This window comes from Blastococcus jejuensis (genome assembly GCF_039534705.1).
Classification (GTDB): domain Bacteria; phylum Actinomycetota; class Actinomycetes; order Mycobacteriales; family Geodermatophilaceae; genus Blastococcus_B; species Blastococcus_B jejuensis.
Genome location: NZ_BAAAVV010000016.1, coordinates 39,608 through 53,838 on the forward strand (window position 1 = coordinate 39,608; position 14,231 = coordinate 53,838).

The window sequence follows — 14,231 nt, forward strand, 5'->3', positions numbered from 1 at the left end:
CGGCTCGACACAGGCACCATGGCACTCAGTGCCACGGCGGGGAGCTGCCCGAGTTGTGGCGAGCGGGTGTCGCCGAGAAGAGTCCAGACAGCGGAGGCAGTGATGGCGAGCAAGTGGTTCGAGTCGGTGGCCGAGGCCCAGCGCCGGGCGAAGAAGCGGCTCCCCAAGGGTGTGTACGGCGCGCTGGTCGCCGGGTCGGAGCGTGGCCTCACCGTCGAGGACAACCTCGCCGCGTTCGCCGAGCTCGGCTTCGCGCCGCACACGGCAGGCCTGGCCAACGAGCGCAACATGGGCGTGACCGTGATGGGCCAGTCCCTGTCGATGCCGATCATGATCAGCCCCACCGGCGTGCAGGCCGTGCACCCCGACGGGGAGGTCGCCGTCGCCCGCGCGGCCGCTGCGCGCGGCGTGGCGATGGGGCTCTCGTCGTTCGCCAGCAAGCCGATCGAGGACGTCGTCGCCGCCAACCCGCAGACGTTCTTCCAGATGTACTGGGTCGGCACCCGCGAGGAGATGCTCGCCCGGATGGAGCGCGCCCGGCGGGCGGGTGCGGTCGGGATGATCGCCACGCTGGACTGGTCGTTCGCCTACGGCCGCGACTGGGGCAGCCCGTTCATCCCCGAGAAGATCAACTTCGAGGCCGCGCGCCGCTACGCGCCGCAGGTCCTGCTCAAGCCGCGCTGGCTGCTCGACTTCGCGAAGACCGGGAAGATCCCGGACCTGAAGGTGCCGAACATGGTGGCGAACCCCGGGGACGACGCGCCGACGTTCTTCGGTGCCTACGGCATGTGGATGCAGTCCCCCATGCCCACCTGGGAAGACGTGGCCTGGCTGCGCGAGCAGTGGGGCGGCCCGTTCATGCTCAAGGGCGTCATGCGGGTCGACGACGCCAAGCGCGCCGTCGACGCCGGGGTCACGGCCATCTCGGTGTCCAACCACGGCGGCAACAATCTCGACGGCACGCCGGCGTCGATCCGGGCGCTGCCCGCGGTGGCGGAGGCCGTCGGCGACCAGGTCGAGGTGCTGCTCGACGGTGGCATCCGCCGCGGCGGCGACGTCGCCAAGGCCCTGGCCCTGGGCGCCAAGGCCGTGCTGATCGGCCGCGCCTACCTGTGGGGCCTGGCCGCCAACGGCCAGGCGGGCGTCGAGAACGTGCTCGACCTGCTGCGCGACGGACTCGGCTCGGCCATGGTCGGCCTCGGCCACCCGGACGTCGGCGACCTCAGCCGCGACGACCTGGTCATCCCCGAGGGGTTCGAGCGGCAGCTGGGCAGCACCGCCGTCGCCAACGCCCTGCTCACCACGTCACCGGCCCGCGCCCGCCGCGAGGCCTGACCCGGGCACGGTTCCGCCCGCGCCCGGCGGGCGACCGGGCGCGGGCGGAGCGGGTGGACGGGGGATGCGGTCAGTCGTCCGAGCCGTGGCCGCCGGCGCTCCGGTCGTCGGAGTCGTCCGGACCGTCGTCATCGCCGTCGTCGCCGTCGTCGCCGTCGTCGACACCGTGCCCCCCACCGACGCGACCGTCGGAGTCGTCCGGGCCGTCGTCGCTGTCGTCGGCACCGTGACCGCCCCCGACCCGACCGTCGGAGTCGTCCGGACCGTCGTCGAGGTCGTCGGAGCCGTGCCCGTCGTCGTCACGGCGGTCGTCGGCACCCGGACGGTGCGAGCTGGAGGTGGATTCCGCCGTGGAGGCGGGTGCGACCACGGACGTGTCGTCCGTGGCTGTCGGGCCGCTGGGGGATGCGGCGAACGCGAAACCGGCCAGGGCGGCACTCATGGCGACGGTGGCGGCGGTGATCACTGTCTTCCTCATGCCGCAGACAGTGCGTCCGCTCAGGTCAAGCCGACGCTAAGCCGACGTCAAGACCTCTCCAGACGCGCGACTGTGCGCGTATCCACGCATCCCGCCAGGAATTCGGTGCTCGAGCGCACAATCGCGGGCTCAGCCCCTGGCGGAGCGCACGATCCGGTCGGGCCGCACGGTCACCGCGCTCGCCCGGCCGTGCCGCAACCAGCCGGTCACGGTCCCGCCCGGGTCGTCGGCGGTCACCTCGGAACCGTCGGCGCGGATCACGACCAACCGGTCGCCGTCCGGCCGGATCTCCGCCTGCCCCGGGCCGAGCACGTCGTCCAGCCGGCACGGTCGCCCGTCGACGAGCACCGTCGGTTGCGGCAGGAGATGCCCGGCCAGCCGCCGGCCGGGTCGCCCCCGTCGGTCGACCAGCGGACCGGCGGGCAGGGGCGGTGAGGCGGAGTCGGTGGCCAGCCGGGCGACGACGGGGATCCGCCGGACGACGGCGAGGACCGCGCGGCGCAGCACCGACCCGGCCCGCCCCCCACCGGTCATCAACCGGCCGAGCAGCCGCGCGACGCCGATCAGCGCGCGGGCGTGCGGCTCGCGCTCGGCCTGGTAGCTGTCGAGCAGCTCGTCGTCGGCCGCGCCGCCGAGGACGTCGGCCAGCTTCCAGGCCAGCTGGTGCACGTCGCGGAGCCCCAGGCCCAAGCCCTGCCCCACGAACGGCGGGCTGAGGTGGGCCGCGTCGCCGGCCAGGAGCAACCGCCCGGCCCGCCAGCGGTCGGCCACCTCGGCGCGGTAGGTGTACTCGACGGCCCGCTCGATCGTGACGGCCTCCGGGTCGACGGGCGCGAGCAAGGCTGCGAGGGAGTCCGGCGTCGTCAGGTCCGCCACCGTCTCCCCCGGCGCCATCCGGCACTCCCAGCGGTACCGGTCCGCCGTCACGGGCATGAAGGTCGCGGCCCGGCGCGGGTCGCAGACCTGGTGGACGCCCGGCCAGACCGGCAGCGGCCCGGGGGCGCGCACGTCGAGCACGAGCCAGCGGTCGGGTGGGCCGAGCGGGCGCATGCTCGCCCCGATCAGCGTGCGGACCGTGCTGTTGGCGCCGTCGCACCCGAGCACGGCCGCCGCCCGGACGGACCGGTCCGCACCGTCGTCCGCGCGCAGGGTGGCGACCACGGGTCGGCCGGGCGTCAGGCCGACCAGCTCCACCCCGCGGTCCACGGTGATCCGGGGATCGGCGTCCGCCGCGGCAGCGAGCACGGCCTCGAGGTCGGGCTGGTGCACGAACGAGCCCTGCGGGAAGCCGTGCAGGCCGGCGTCGGGGGACCGGCGGAACTCGGCGAGCACGCGGTGCCGGCCGTCGAGCAACCGGAGACCGGCCATGGGCCGGCTGCGGGCGAGGACGTCGTCGACCACCCCGGCGGCCTGCAGCACGCGGAGCACCTCGTCGTCCAGGTGCACCGCGCGGGGCAGCGGATAGGGCCGGGCATGCCGTTCGACGACGTGCACCTCGAGCCCCCGCCCGGCGAACAGCAGCGCCGCCGTCAGGCCGACCGGTCCGGCGCCGACGACGAGCACGGGGGCGGCGGGCACCGCACCAGTGTCCGCATCGGCCTCATCCTCGACACCCTGAGCGCATCCCGGACCACGCAACGTTGCACGACCGCCGTCCGGGGGCCCTCAACGTTGCACGCCTCTTTCCCCGATGTGACGGGGGCCATAGCGTGCAGGGGAGGCATGCGTGACCACGCATGCAGCGGCCGGCCCTCGACGATGAGGGCGACGAGGAGGTTCGGATGCCCACCAACACCCGCGGCGCGATCATGCGCGAAGCCCCCGGCAAGTGGGAGGTCGTCGACCTCGTCTGCGACGACCCGCAGCAGGGCGAGCTCCAGGTCAAGGTGGCCGCCTCCGGGCTGTGCCACTCCGACGACCACGTCGCCACGGGCGACATGCCGGTCGGCCACTACCCGTTCCTCGGCGGCCACGAGGGTGCCGGCGTCGTCACCAAGGTGGGGCCGGGCACGAAGGGCTTCGAGGAGGGCGACCACGTCGTCTTCTCGTTCCTGCCCGGCTGCGGACGCTGTCGCTATTGCGCCAACGGCCAGCAGTACATCTGCGACTCCGGAGCCAACCTGCTCGTCGGCTCGCGGTGGGACGACGCCACGAGCTTCCGTTTCCAGACCTCCGACGGCACCGACGTCGGCCAGATGTGCGGGCTGGGCACGTTCGCCGAGATCACCACGGTCGACGTCCGCTCGACGGTGAAGATCGACAAGAGCATCCCGCTCGAGGTCGCCTGCCTCGTCGGATGCGGCGTCGGCACCGGCTGGGGCACCGCCGTCCAGGCCGGCGAGGTCAAGGCGGGAGACACCGTCATCGTCATGGGCGTCGGCGGCATCGGCATCAACGCCGTCCAGGGCGCGGCGCACGCCGGAGCCAGCCACGTCATCGCCGTCGACCCGGTCGCGTTCAAGCGCGAGAAGGCCATGGAGCTCGGGGCCACCCACACCTTCGAGAACATGGACGAGGCCGGCGAGTTCGCCCGCAGCGTCACCAACGGGCAGGGCGCGGACAAGGCGCTGATCACCGTCGGGGTCCTCAAGGGCGAGCACGTCGCCGAGGCGTTCAACGCGATCGGCAAGGGCGGCCGGGTCGTCATCACCGGCCTCGGCGACCTCACCGACGTGGGCATCCCGATCAACCCCAGCATGCTGGCGCTGTTCACCAAGGAGATCCGCGGCGCCCTGTTCGGCGACCAGAACCCGAGCGCCGACATGCTGAAGATGCTGCGGCTCTACCAGGAGGGGACGCTCAAGCTCGACGAGCTGATCACCAACAAGTACACGCTCGACGACATCAACAAGGGCTACGAGGACATGCACGCCGGCAAGAACCTGCGCGGCGTGATCATCCACAACTAGTCCCGCCAGACCGCCCGGGGTGTCGCCTGCTGAGCCAGGCGGCACCCCGGCGCGCGTCCGCCCCGTCCGACAGGAGGCCCGATGACCAGCACCGCCGCCCGGCTCGACGTGGGAGGCATGGTGCGGGTCGCGCGCGATCGGGTGGTCGCCCGCATCCGGGAGGCCGAGGTGGTCGCCGCGGCGCTCTCGGCCGGGCGCAACGTCGTCCTGGAGGGGCCGCCGGGCACCGGCAAGACCACCCTGCTGCGCTCCCTGGCCGACGGCGCCGGCGTCCCGCTGGTGCTCGTCGAGGGCAACGCCGAGCTGACACCGACCCGGCTGGTCGGGCACCACGACGCCTCCCGGGTGCTGACCGAGGACTACCGGCCGGAGAACTTCGTGCCCGGACCGCTGACCCGGGCGATGACCGAGGGCGCGCTCCTCTACGTCGAGGAGTTCAACCGGGTGCCCGAGGAGACGATGAACATCCTGCTCGGGGTGCTGTCCGAGCGGGAGATGCACGTCCCCCGCTACGGCCGGGTCGCCGCCCGGCCCACCTTCCGGCTGGTCGCGGCGATGAACCCGTTCGACGCCGTCGGCACCGCCCGCGTCACCCCGGCCCTCTACGACCGGTCCTGCCGGGTCGCGATGGGTTACCAGGACGAGGCGGCCGAGCTCCGGGTCGTCGAGACCGTGACCGGCGGGCCGGCGGACCTCGTGGCCCGAGCGGTGCGGGCCGTGCGGATCACCCGGGACCACCCGGAGCTGCGGATCGGCGCCTCCGTCCGCGGCGCGATCGACACCGTGCTCATCGCCGTCGAGCTGGCCACGGTGCGCGACACCGCGCCCCTCGACGAGGAGACCGGCCTCGACGCCGCGCTGGCCGCCCTGACCGGCAAGGTGACCCTCGGCGACGGCGTGGGTCGACCCGTCGAGGCCGTCATCGGCGACATCTGGCGCCGGGCCGGTGAGGAGCTGGGAAAAGGCTGACGCCCGGGGACGACGAGCCCGGGCCGCCGCCCCCGCCGGGACCCGGGGGTGAACCGCCGGGCGGCCGGTCACCGCAGGCGCGCGTCGTGGAGGACCCCGACGAGGTCGAGGAGCTGCTGCGTTCCCAGGGCGCCCGGCGGGCCAGCCGCGACCAACTGTCGCGCAGCAACCCGGACTTCGACGCCGTCTCGCCGGAGGCCGGTCAGCTCGACGCCGAGGCGGTCGCCGACCTGGCGGCCCGCGACCCGGACGCCGCCCTCCGCGTGCTCGCGGCGATGGCGCGCGCCTTCGACCCCGCGCTGCGGGCCGCTGCCCGCTCGCTGGCCGCGCGGCTGCCGGTGGGCAATCCGCGCACCGGCACCGCCGACCGGCCGGGCACCAGCCGGGTGGTCACCCGGCGCGAGCCGACCGGGTCCGACGTCGACCTCGACGCCACGCTCGCCGCGCGGGGTTCGGAACCGCACTGGCGCGCCGAGCACCTGCACACCCGCGGCTGGCGCTCGACCGGGCGGGCGGTCGTGCTGCTGGTCGACGCGTCGGGCTCGGTCGCCGGCGACGAGCTGGCCGCGGCCGTGCTGACCGCGTCGGCGCTGGTCCAGCGCATGCGGCCCGGGGACGAGCTGGGCGTGGTGGCGTTCTGGTCGAAGGCCGTCGTGCTGCGGCCGCTGTCGGCCGACCCGCGGGTGGACCTCGTCGTCGACCGTCTCTGCGACCTGCGCGGTGGGGGGACGACGGACCTGGAGCTGGCCCTGCAGACGGCGGCCGCCCAGGTGGCGCGCTCCCGGGCGGCCGACCGCCAGGTCCTGCTCCTGTCGGACGGCATCGCCACCGACAGCCCGGACCCGGTGAACGCCGCCTCGGCGCTCGCCCGCATCCCGGCGCGCCTGCAGGTGCTCGCCCTGTCGGCCGAGGACGAGGCGATGGCGTCGTGCACGGCACTCGCGACGGCGGGGGCGGGCAAGGTGGCTGCCTTGCACCGCCCGTCGATGGCCCCCGCCGCCGTCCGCGAGCTCCTCGGATAGGCGGCCCCGCACCACCGGAGGCCCGGCGGACCGGCTGGGTCAGCCCCCGGCGAGCTGGGACAGGTCGAGCGGGTTCACCGGCGCGCTGATGTCGGTCGTCTCGCCGAAGCGGTCGAACCTGACCGTGCCGCTCGAGTCGCCGGTGTTGGACATCTCCAGCGGGTAGGAGGGGTCGGCGGCGGCGACCTTCAGGGTGCTGCCGTTCTCCTGCCGGACCACGACCACGTCCTCGCCGTCGACGACCCCTTCGGACACCTCGTCGCTGATCGCCCCATCGGAGGGGTTGCGCAGCTCGTTGGCGAAGCCGGCCAGTGAGAATTCGGAGAAGTCGGCGCTGGCCTCGTCGGGCACGGCCACCCACCGGTTCTCGAACATGGCCGCCGAGCCGTCGGGCATCCCGAACGATGCCCAGAACTCCAGCGGCGCCTGCCAGTAGACGGTCCCGTCGGCGGTGATCAGCTGGATCTCGGTGCCACCGACCGTGATGCTGCCGATGGCGTCCTCGCCCTGCAGTTGCAGGTCGATCTGCCCCTCCTGGCCGTCGGTGGTCATCGTGCCGGAGACGTGGACAGCGCCGGCTTCCTCGAGCGCGTCGGCGGCCGCAGCGGCGACCTGCGGCCCGGTCTTCCCCTCGAGCGGGTTGCTCCCGCAGCCGGTGAGCAGCAGCAGCGTGGCGCCCACGGTCGCGGCGGCGGGAACAGGACGGGTGCGCACGGCGGAGCTCCAGACGTTGCCGGAACTCGGCCGTCCGGACGTCGTCGATCCTCGGCTGCGCGGTCGTCGCCCGGCGGTTCCTCGCACCGGTCGGCGTGTCGGTGTGCGCCGTCCATGTTGATCATCGGGTGCGTGCAGGCGACACGGTCGGACACGCCGGCCGACCGTGCATACAGACGATGATCAACTCCAGGAGTGGCCCTCTCAGCGGTCCGCCGTCGCGTGGATGGGCCCCTCCGTGGTCGCCAACCGTTCCCCCGAGCCACCCCAGCGCCCGGCGATGATCTCCGCCGCGATCGAGACCGCGGTCTCCTCCGGCGTCCGGGCGCCCAGGTCGAGCCCGATCGGCGAGGACAGCCGGGCGATCTCCTCCTTCGACAGCCCCGCCTCCACCAGCCTCGCCTCCCGCTCCTCGTGCGTGCGCCGCGAGCCCATCGCGCCCACGTAGGCCACCGGGATCCGCAGCGCGACCTCGAGCAGCGGGACGTCGAACTTCGGGTCGTGCGTGAGCACGCAGAGCACCGTGCGCTCGTCGATCCGGCCGGCGTCGACCTCGGCCTGCAGGTACCGGTGCGGCCACTCCACGATCACCTCGTGGGCGTCGGGGAACCGCTTCGCCGTCGCGAACACCGGCCGGGCGTCGCACACGGTGACCCGGTAGCCGAGGAAGGCGCCGACCCGCGCGACCGCCGCCGCGAAGTCGATCGCGCCGAACACCACCATGCGCGCCGCGGGCGCGAACGAGTTCACGAACAGCGTCAGGTCGTCGCCGCGCCGCTCGCCGTCGTGCCCGAAGTGCATCTGCCCGGTGCGCCCCGCGGCCAGCATGCCCCGCACGTCGGCGGCGACGGCGTCGTCCAGCCGTTGCGACCCCAGAGTGCCCGACGCGCGGTCCGGCCACAGCACCAGCCGCCTGCCCAGCCGGTCGTCGGCGCCCTCGATCACGGTGACGACGGCGACCGGCTCGTGCCGGCCGATCGACCCGGCGATCTCCCCGAGCTCGGGGAAGGACTCGCGGGAGACCGACTCGACGAAGACGTGCATGATGCCGCCGCAGGTCAGCCCCACGGCGAAGGCGTCGTCGTCGGCGATGCCGTACCGCTGGAGAGTCGGCACGCCGGTGGAGACGACGTCCAGGGCCTCCTCGTAGACCGCGCCCTCGACGCAGCCGCCGGAGACGCTGCCCACCGCCGTGCCGTCGGGTCCGACGAGCATCGAGGCCCCGGCCGGGCGGGGCGCGGAGCGCCAGGTGCCCACGACGGTGCCCATGCCGACGGTCTCCCCCGCCTGCCACCACCCGATCAGGTCGTCGAGCACATCACGCATCGCAGCCTCCTTCTGGGCAGGAACGTTCACGCACGCTGGATCACTCCCGTGAGCTCCTCGAACGCGGCCATGCTGTGGCCGGACACGAAGTGGTCGATCGACGGCAGCGCCGCCTGCATGCCGCCGGTGAGCGGCTCGTAGCCCGCGCGTCCCTTGTGCGGGTTCACCCAGACGACCGCGTGCGCCAGCCGGCGGAGCCGGGCCATCTGCTCGGCCAGCAGCTCGGTCCCGCCGCGCTCCCAGCCGTCACTGCAGACGACGACCACCGCCCCGCGGGCCATCCCCCGCTGGCCCCACCGGTCGAGGAATGCCTTCAGCACCTCCCCGAGCCGGGTGCCGCCGGACCAGTCGGGGATCGCCGAGCCGCTCGCGGCCAGGGCCCGGTCGGGGTCGCGCTGCCGCATCTCCCGGGTGACGCGGGTCAGCCGCGTGCCGATCGTGAACACCTCGGTGGCCGCCGGGTGCGCGCGGACCGCCGCGTGCGCGAACCGCAGCAGCGCGTCGGCGTAGGGCGACATCGACCCCGAGACGTCGATCAGCAGCACCACCCGGCGGGGGCGCGGCCGGCGCCGGCGGTACAGCAAGCGGGTGACCTCGCCACCGTCGCGCAGCGCGCGCCGCACGGTGCGGGAGGCGTGGACGGCGCCGTGCGGGCTCGGCCGCCGCCGACGGGCCGGCCGCATGGGGGTGGCCGGGGCCAGCAGCGCGAACAGCCGGCGCAGGTGGTCCCGTTCGGCGACGGTCAGCTCGCCGACGTCGCGGTGCCGCAGCACCTCGTCGGCGCTGGCCTGCGCGGCGAGATCGGGCAGCTCGCTGTCGTCGTCCCCCTCGCCCGACCCGGCGTCCAGCGGCGCGGACACGGCCATCTGCTGCGGCGCCTGCGGTTGCGACGCCCGCGACCGAGGGGCCTCGCCCGCGAAGTAGGCCGCGAACGCCGCGTCGTAGCGGTCGAGGTCGTCGGGTCCCGCGCAGAGGGTCAGCCGACCGGCCCAGTAGACGTCGGTCGGGTCGAGCACGTCGAGCGCGCCGAGGGCCGAGAGCATCGCCTCGACCCGGTCGGGCGAGGCGGCCACCCCCGCGTGCCGCAGCGTGCGGGCGAAGCCGAGCACCGTGTCGACGACATCCCGCGTCCGCGTCCCCGATCCCTGCGCCCCGGCTTCAGCCACCGAAGAGCGCCCCCCGAGCCAGGGCGTGCACGCGGTCGGTGTCCTCGCGGTACTTCAGCACGGCGCCGAGGGTGCGGGCGGCGACGTCCGGGTCGAGCTCGCGGGCGCCGAGGGTGTGCAGCGCGGTCGCCCAGTCCATGGCCTCGGCGATGCCGGGCGGTTTGAGCAGGTCCAGCGTGCGCAGCTTCGCCGTCGCCCGGGCGACCTCGCGGGCCAGCTCCTCGGTCACCTGCGGCACCCGCCGCCGCAGGATCGCCACCTCGCGGTCGAAGTCGGGGTGCTGGAGCCAGTGGTAGAGGCAGCGCCGCTTGAGCGCGTCGTGCACCTCGCGGGTGCGGTTGGAGGTGAGGACGACGAGCGGCGGCGTGACCGCCCGGATGGTGCCGAGCTCGGGGATGGAGATCGTGAAGTCGGACAGCACCTCGAGCAGGAACGCCTCGAACTCGTCGTCGGCCCGGTCGACCTCATCGATGAGCAGGACGCTGGGGGAGTCCTCCAGCGCCTGGAGGAGGGGGCGGGCCAGCAGGAAACGGCGGTCGTAGAGGGAGGCCTCGAGCCGCTCGGGGTCGTCGACGGCGTGCGCGGCCTCGGCGGCGCGCAGGTGCAGCAGCTGCCGGCCGAAGTCCCAGTCGTAGAGCGCCTGCGTGGCCTCGATGCCCTCGTAGCACTGCAGCCGGTAGAGCGGCCGGCCGGTGACCTGCGCGAGAGCGTGCGCCAGTGCGGTCTTGCCGACGCCGGCCTCCCCCTCGAGGAAGAGCGGGCGGTGCATCACCAGGGCCAGGTAGGCGGCGGTGGCCAGCCCCTCGTCAGGCAGGTAGCCCGCCGTCTCCAGCGCGGCCGCCAGCTGCTCCGGGTCGGAGAAGGCAGCGCTGTCCGGCGCCGTGCTCTCCGGTGCCCTCTCCGGTGCCGTGGTGGGCTCGATCACGTCCCGAGCATCCCACCCGCACTGACGGCCGTGTTCGGCACGCAACGTCGGCGCAACGCGCGAGTGCGACGAACTCGTGGTGATCAGCGCCGCATCACCACGAGTTCGTCGCACTCGCCGGGCCCGGCCGTGGCCGGGGGTCGACTACACGCGGCGGTCGCGGGTGGTGTCGCCGTCGACCTCGATCTGCTCCTTGCGGAGCTCTTCGGACACCTGGGCCTGCTCGGTCACCGTCTCCTTGTCCAGGCGCACGCGCTCGACCGGCACGGCCTCCTTGGCGACGACGGGCTGCTCGGCGTGCAGCACGACCTCGTGCTCCTCCTCGCTGATGGCCGGCCCGTCCATCGCGCTGCCCACGTTGGCGTCGGTGATCGGCTCGCGCTCGACGCGGACCTCCTCGCGGGTCACCGGCACGGTCTCGGTGACGTTCTCGGTGACGACGAACTTGCGCAGCCGGGCGCGCCCGACCTCCTGCGAGGTCGTCCCGACGGTCATGCGCTCCTCGGAGCGGGTCATGGCGTCGTCGGTGGTCGGGCCCGAGGTGTCGTGGCCCACGGTGCCGCGGGTGTCGGCGTAGTCGGCGGTGCCGGTCGTCATCCCGGTCGTCGTGCCGGTCGTCATCCCCGACGTCATGGTGTCGGCCTGGCCGGTGCCCATGGCGGTGCCGGCGCCCAGGCCGTAGTAGCGGTAGAGCTCCTCCTCCTCGGCCGGGGAGAGGTGCCCGTCGGTGTCGATCTTCGGGGCGTCCTTCACGCGCTCCTTGCTCACCGGTACGCGGACGCCGTCGTCGGTCAGGTCGGCGTCGCGGATCGGGACGAAGGACTCCTTGGTCCCGAAGAGGCCGGTGCGGACGGTGACCCACTCGGGCCGGCCGGTCTCGTCGTCGAGGTAGACCTCGGACGCCGAGCCGATCTTCTCGCCGGACTCGTCGTAGACGTCGTGGCCGATGACGCGGTCGATGGTGTCGGTGCCGATCATGTTCGTATTCGCTCCCATCACGTGCACGGGGTGTGCGGGTCACTCTTCTGGGTGACCGAGGAGGGCCCCTCGAAACGGATCCGATCCGTCCGACACGCGCGGGTTCCGATCACCCGGAGTCACGTTTCCTGTGACGCGGAGTCGCAGGCGGGAGCCATCCGTGCAGGTGGACACCCATTCGGTCGCGCACGGCCGATCGGCGGCCCCGCGTGCGGAGACGCGGTGACCGGGGCCACGGCCGGTCCGCCCCGGGCGTGTCGCGGGCGGTCACTCCGGCGCGTCGCGCCGGGATCGGGCCGCCGCCGTGCTCAGCATGGGGGGTGCCTCCCCGTTCGCCGTACGACAACCTCGTCCATCCGCGCACCGTGAAGAAGCCGGTCCCGCAGGTCGAGGCCGAGCGCGACCTGGTCGTCGAGGACCCGAGCACCGGGTTCGTCGGCGCGGTCGTCCGCTGCGAGAAGGACGTCGTCCACCTCGAGGACCGCAACGGCCGGACCCGCGGCTACCCGCTCGGCCCCGGCTTCTGGGTGGACGGCCGGCCCGTCGTCCTCGTGCGGCCGAAGCGCCAGGCGCCGGCGGCGCCGACCCGCAGCGCGTCGGGCTCGACCTACGTTGCCGGGGCGCGGGCCCGCGTGGCCCGCGAGGGCCGCATCTACGTCGAGGGCAAGCACGACGCCGAACTCGTCGAGAAGGTGTGGGGCCACGACCTGCGCATCGAGGGCGTCGTCGTCGAGCCGCTGCACGGTGTGGACGACCTGCCCGCGATCGTGCGCGAGTTCCGCCCGTCCCAGGGACGGCGGCTCGGCGTCCTGGTCGACCACCTCGTGCGGGGCTCGAAGGAGAGCCGCATCGCCGAACAGGTCACCGGCGAGCACGCCCTGGTCGTCGGCCACCCGTTCATCGACATCTGGCAGGCGGTCAAGCCCTCGGTCGTCGGCATCAAGGCCTGGCCGGTCGTCCCGAAGGGGCAGCCCTGGAAGGAAGGTGTCTGCACGGCCCTGGGCTGGGAGGACGACACCGGCTACGTGTGGGCGCAGCGCATCCTGGCGCGCGTGCGCACCTGGACCGACCTCGAGCCCACCCTCATCGGCCGGGTCGAGGAGCTCATCGATTTCGTCACGACGGACTGAGCCCGACCCTGTGACCTGGCGTCACGGTATGAGTTGGACGCCGACGGGGCACAGGGGCTGGGGACAGTTCGTCGACGGACGGGGAGGCCGGGCACCGGCTGCGGCGACGGGCACCGACCACGTCACTGACGCCGTCGACCGCGAGAGCGGCGACGCGAGAGGGTGAGTTCTGCGATGCGGCCCCCGACGCACGACGATCCGAACGCCATCCCGCGCAACGGCACCGACGTGCCCTGGGTGGAGCTCGACGACCCCAGCCACCGGCGCGCCGCCCCCCGCCCCGCGATCACGAGGTCCGGGAAGCACCACGCCGCGGAAGGGCCGCGCGTCGCGTCCCGGATCTCGTGATCGCGGTTGACGGCCGCGGAGATCAGCTCGGGATGTAGTTGAACTCGTCCGGGTTCGGGCCGGTGCGCTCCCCGCGGTCGAGAGCCGTGATGGCGGTCATCGCCTGCTGATCGAGCTCGAAGTCGAAGATGTCGAAGTTCTCCTCGACCCGGCTGCGGGTGACCGACTTCGGGAAGACGACGTCGCCGCGCTGGACGTGCCAGCGCAGGGCGATCTGCGCCGGGGTCTTGCCCACCTGCTCCGCGACGCCGCGGATCACCGGGTCCTCGTTCACCTTTCCGCGCGCGATCGGGGCCCAGGCCTCGGTGACGATCTCGTGGTCGGCGTCGAAGGCGCGCAGTTCGTCCTGGACGAGGAAGGGGTGCACCTCGATCTGGTTGACCGCCGGGCGGACCTCGGAGGAGCCGAACAGGGTGCGCAGGTGGTGCGGCTGGAAGTTGGAGACGCCGATCGCCCGCACCTGCCCGCCCGCGTAGATCTCCTCCATCACCTTCCAGCGGGCCACGAAGTCGCTGGCGGCCGGCAGCGGCCAGTGGATGAGGAACAGGTCGAGCTGGTCGAAGCCCAGGGCCTCGAGGGACGCGTCGAACGAGCGCAGGATGTCCTCGCGCTCGAGCCGGTTGTTGTTGAGCTTGCTGGTCACGAAGACCTCGGCGCGGTCGAGGCCGGACTCGCGCACGGCCTGCCCGACCTCCTTCTCGTTGCCGTACATCTGCGCGGTGTCGATGTGCCGGTAGCCGATCTCCAGCGCCGTCCGGGTGGCGGCGACCGTCTCGTCCGGCGGGATCTGGAAGACGCCGAAGCCCAGCTGCGGGATCTCGACGCCGTTGTTCAGGGTCAGGGTGGGCACGGTTGCCACAGGGAGGTCCTCTCGGTCGGGGAGGGCGGCGCGCCAGGCGGCGCGACCAGCCCGTACGGCAGGCGCTACCCG

14 protein-coding genes are annotated in these 14,231 nt (G+C 73.6%); 6 read left to right on the forward strand and 8 right to left on the reverse strand.

What is annotated here, in order from left to right; genetic code table 11:
• Positions 1 to 102: 102 nt before the first annotated feature.
• A complete protein-coding gene (gene mftD / locus ABD644_RS20765; protein WP_344690967.1) occupies positions 103 to 1,335 on the forward strand; it encodes a pre-mycofactocin synthase MftD in 1,233 nt (410 codons plus the stop codon).
• Between the two features lie 70 nt (positions 1,336 to 1,405).
• Here the strand turns inward: mftD and ABD644_RS20770 are convergent, their stop codons facing one another.
• Both ABD644_RS20770 and ABD644_RS20775 read right to left on the reverse strand, forming a co-directional pair.
• Positions 1,406 to 1,813 carry a hypothetical protein gene (locus ABD644_RS20770; protein WP_344690968.1) on the reverse strand — a complete coding sequence of 136 codons (408 nt, stop codon included), beginning with the start codon at positions 1,811 to 1,813 and terminating at the stop codon, positions 1,406 to 1,408.
• A gap of 129 nt (positions 1,814 to 1,942) precedes the next feature.
• Positions 1,943 to 3,391 carry a bifunctional 3-(3-hydroxy-phenyl)propionate/3-hydroxycinnamic acid hydroxylase gene (locus ABD644_RS20775; RefSeq protein ID WP_344690969.1) on the reverse strand — a complete coding sequence of 483 codons (1,449 nt, stop codon included), beginning with the start codon at positions 3,389 to 3,391 and terminating at the stop codon, positions 1,943 to 1,945.
• 203 nt (positions 3,392 to 3,594) lie between these two features.
• On the opposite strand from ABD644_RS20775, the gene ABD644_RS20780 reads away from it, so the two are divergent.
• The 3 genes from ABD644_RS20780 (at position 3,595) to ABD644_RS20790 (ending at position 6,713) form a co-directional block, all read left to right on the forward strand.
• Positions 3,595 to 4,722: an NDMA-dependent alcohol dehydrogenase gene (locus ABD644_RS20780; protein WP_344690970.1), complete on the forward strand. Its 1,128-nt coding sequence runs from the start codon at positions 3,595 to 3,597 to the stop codon at positions 4,720 to 4,722.
• Between the two features lie 81 nt (positions 4,723 to 4,803).
• Positions 4,804 to 5,691, forward strand: coding sequence for an AAA family ATPase (locus tag ABD644_RS20785; RefSeq protein WP_344690971.1), 888 nt, complete (start codon positions 4,804 to 4,806; stop codon positions 5,689 to 5,691).
• Between the two features lie 86 nt (positions 5,692 to 5,777).
• On the forward strand, positions 5,778 to 6,713 hold the full coding sequence (locus tag ABD644_RS20790) for a vWA domain-containing protein (RefSeq protein WP_344690972.1): 936 nt from the start codon (positions 5,778 to 5,780) through the stop codon (positions 6,711 to 6,713).
• Between the two features lie 39 nt (positions 6,714 to 6,752).
• Here ABD644_RS20790 and ABD644_RS20795 read toward each other — a convergent pair whose 3' ends face one another.
• The 5 genes from ABD644_RS20795 to ABD644_RS20815 all read right to left on the reverse strand — a co-directional run bounded on the left by ABD644_RS20795 (position 6,753) and on the right by ABD644_RS20815 (position 11,822).
• Positions 6,753 to 7,427: a hypothetical protein gene (locus tag ABD644_RS20795; protein WP_344690973.1), complete on the reverse strand. Its 675-nt coding sequence runs from the start codon at positions 7,425 to 7,427 to the stop codon at positions 6,753 to 6,755.
• A 204-nt stretch (positions 7,428 to 7,631) separates the two neighbouring features.
• Positions 7,632 to 8,753: an XdhC family protein gene (locus ABD644_RS20800; RefSeq protein ID WP_344690974.1), complete on the reverse strand. Its 1,122-nt coding sequence runs from the start codon at positions 8,751 to 8,753 to the stop codon at positions 7,632 to 7,634.
• Between the two features lie 26 nt (positions 8,754 to 8,779).
• Positions 8,780 to 9,919: a vWA domain-containing protein gene (locus ABD644_RS20805; RefSeq protein WP_344690975.1), complete on the reverse strand. Its 1,140-nt coding sequence runs from the start codon at positions 9,917 to 9,919 to the stop codon at positions 8,780 to 8,782.
• Positions 9,912 to 10,844 carry an AAA family ATPase gene (locus tag ABD644_RS20810; RefSeq protein WP_425547488.1) on the reverse strand — a complete coding sequence of 311 codons (933 nt, stop codon included), beginning with the start codon at positions 10,842 to 10,844 and terminating at the stop codon, positions 9,912 to 9,914. Before ABD644_RS20810 ends, ABD644_RS20805 begins: the two co-directional genes overlap by 8 nt.
• A gap of 144 nt (positions 10,845 to 10,988) precedes the next feature.
• Complete coding sequence (locus ABD644_RS20815; RefSeq protein WP_344690976.1) at positions 10,989 to 11,822, reverse strand: DUF2382 domain-containing protein; 834 nt, start codon at positions 11,820 to 11,822, stop codon at positions 10,989 to 10,991.
• A gap of 320 nt (positions 11,823 to 12,142) precedes the next feature.
• On the opposite strand from ABD644_RS20815, the gene ABD644_RS20820 reads away from it, so the two are divergent.
• Together ABD644_RS20820 and ABD644_RS20825 are read left to right on the forward strand one after the other, a co-directional pair.
• Positions 12,143 to 12,952 (forward strand): DUF3097 domain-containing protein, encoded by an 810-nt coding sequence (locus ABD644_RS20820; RefSeq protein ID WP_344690977.1) that lies wholly within the window; start codon positions 12,143 to 12,145, stop codon positions 12,950 to 12,952.
• Positions 12,953 to 13,126: 174 nt separating this feature from the next.
• Positions 13,127 to 13,300: a hypothetical protein gene (locus tag ABD644_RS20825; protein WP_344690978.1), complete on the forward strand. Its 174-nt coding sequence runs from the start codon at positions 13,127 to 13,129 to the stop codon at positions 13,298 to 13,300.
• A gap of 22 nt (positions 13,301 to 13,322) precedes the next feature.
• On the opposite strand, the gene ABD644_RS20830 is transcribed toward ABD644_RS20825, so the two are convergent.
• Positions 13,323 to 14,159 (reverse strand): aldo/keto reductase, encoded by an 837-nt coding sequence (locus tag ABD644_RS20830; protein ID WP_344690979.1) that lies wholly within the window; start codon positions 14,157 to 14,159, stop codon positions 13,323 to 13,325.
• Between the last annotated feature and the right edge of the window lie 72 nt (positions 14,160 to 14,231).

What these genes read in the sequence shown, in the direction of transcription:
- mftD (WP_344690967.1), top strand. Translation starts at nt 103, where the DNA reads ATGGCGAGCAAGTGGTTCGAGTCGGTGGCCGAGGCCCAGCGCCGGGCG.
- ABD644_RS20770 (WP_344690968.1), bottom strand. Translation starts at nt 1,813, where the DNA reads ATGAGGAAGACAGTGATCACCGCCGCCACCGTCGCCATGAGTGCCGCC.
- ABD644_RS20780 (WP_344690970.1), top strand. Translation starts at nt 3,595, where the DNA reads ATGCCCACCAACACCCGCGGCGCGATCATGCGCGAAGCCCCCGGCAAG.
- ABD644_RS20785 (WP_344690971.1), top strand. Translation starts at nt 4,804, where the DNA reads ATGACCAGCACCGCCGCCCGGCTCGACGTGGGAGGCATGGTGCGGGTC.
- ABD644_RS20800 (WP_344690974.1), bottom strand. Translation starts at nt 8,753, where the DNA reads ATGCGTGATGTGCTCGACGACCTGATCGGGTGGTGGCAGGCGGGGGAG.
- ABD644_RS20815 (WP_344690976.1), bottom strand. Translation starts at nt 11,822, where the DNA reads ATGATCGGCACCGACACCATCGACCGCGTCATCGGCCACGACGTCTAC.
- ABD644_RS20825 (WP_344690978.1), top strand. Translation starts at nt 13,127, where the DNA reads ATGCGGCCCCCGACGCACGACGATCCGAACGCCATCCCGCGCAACGGC.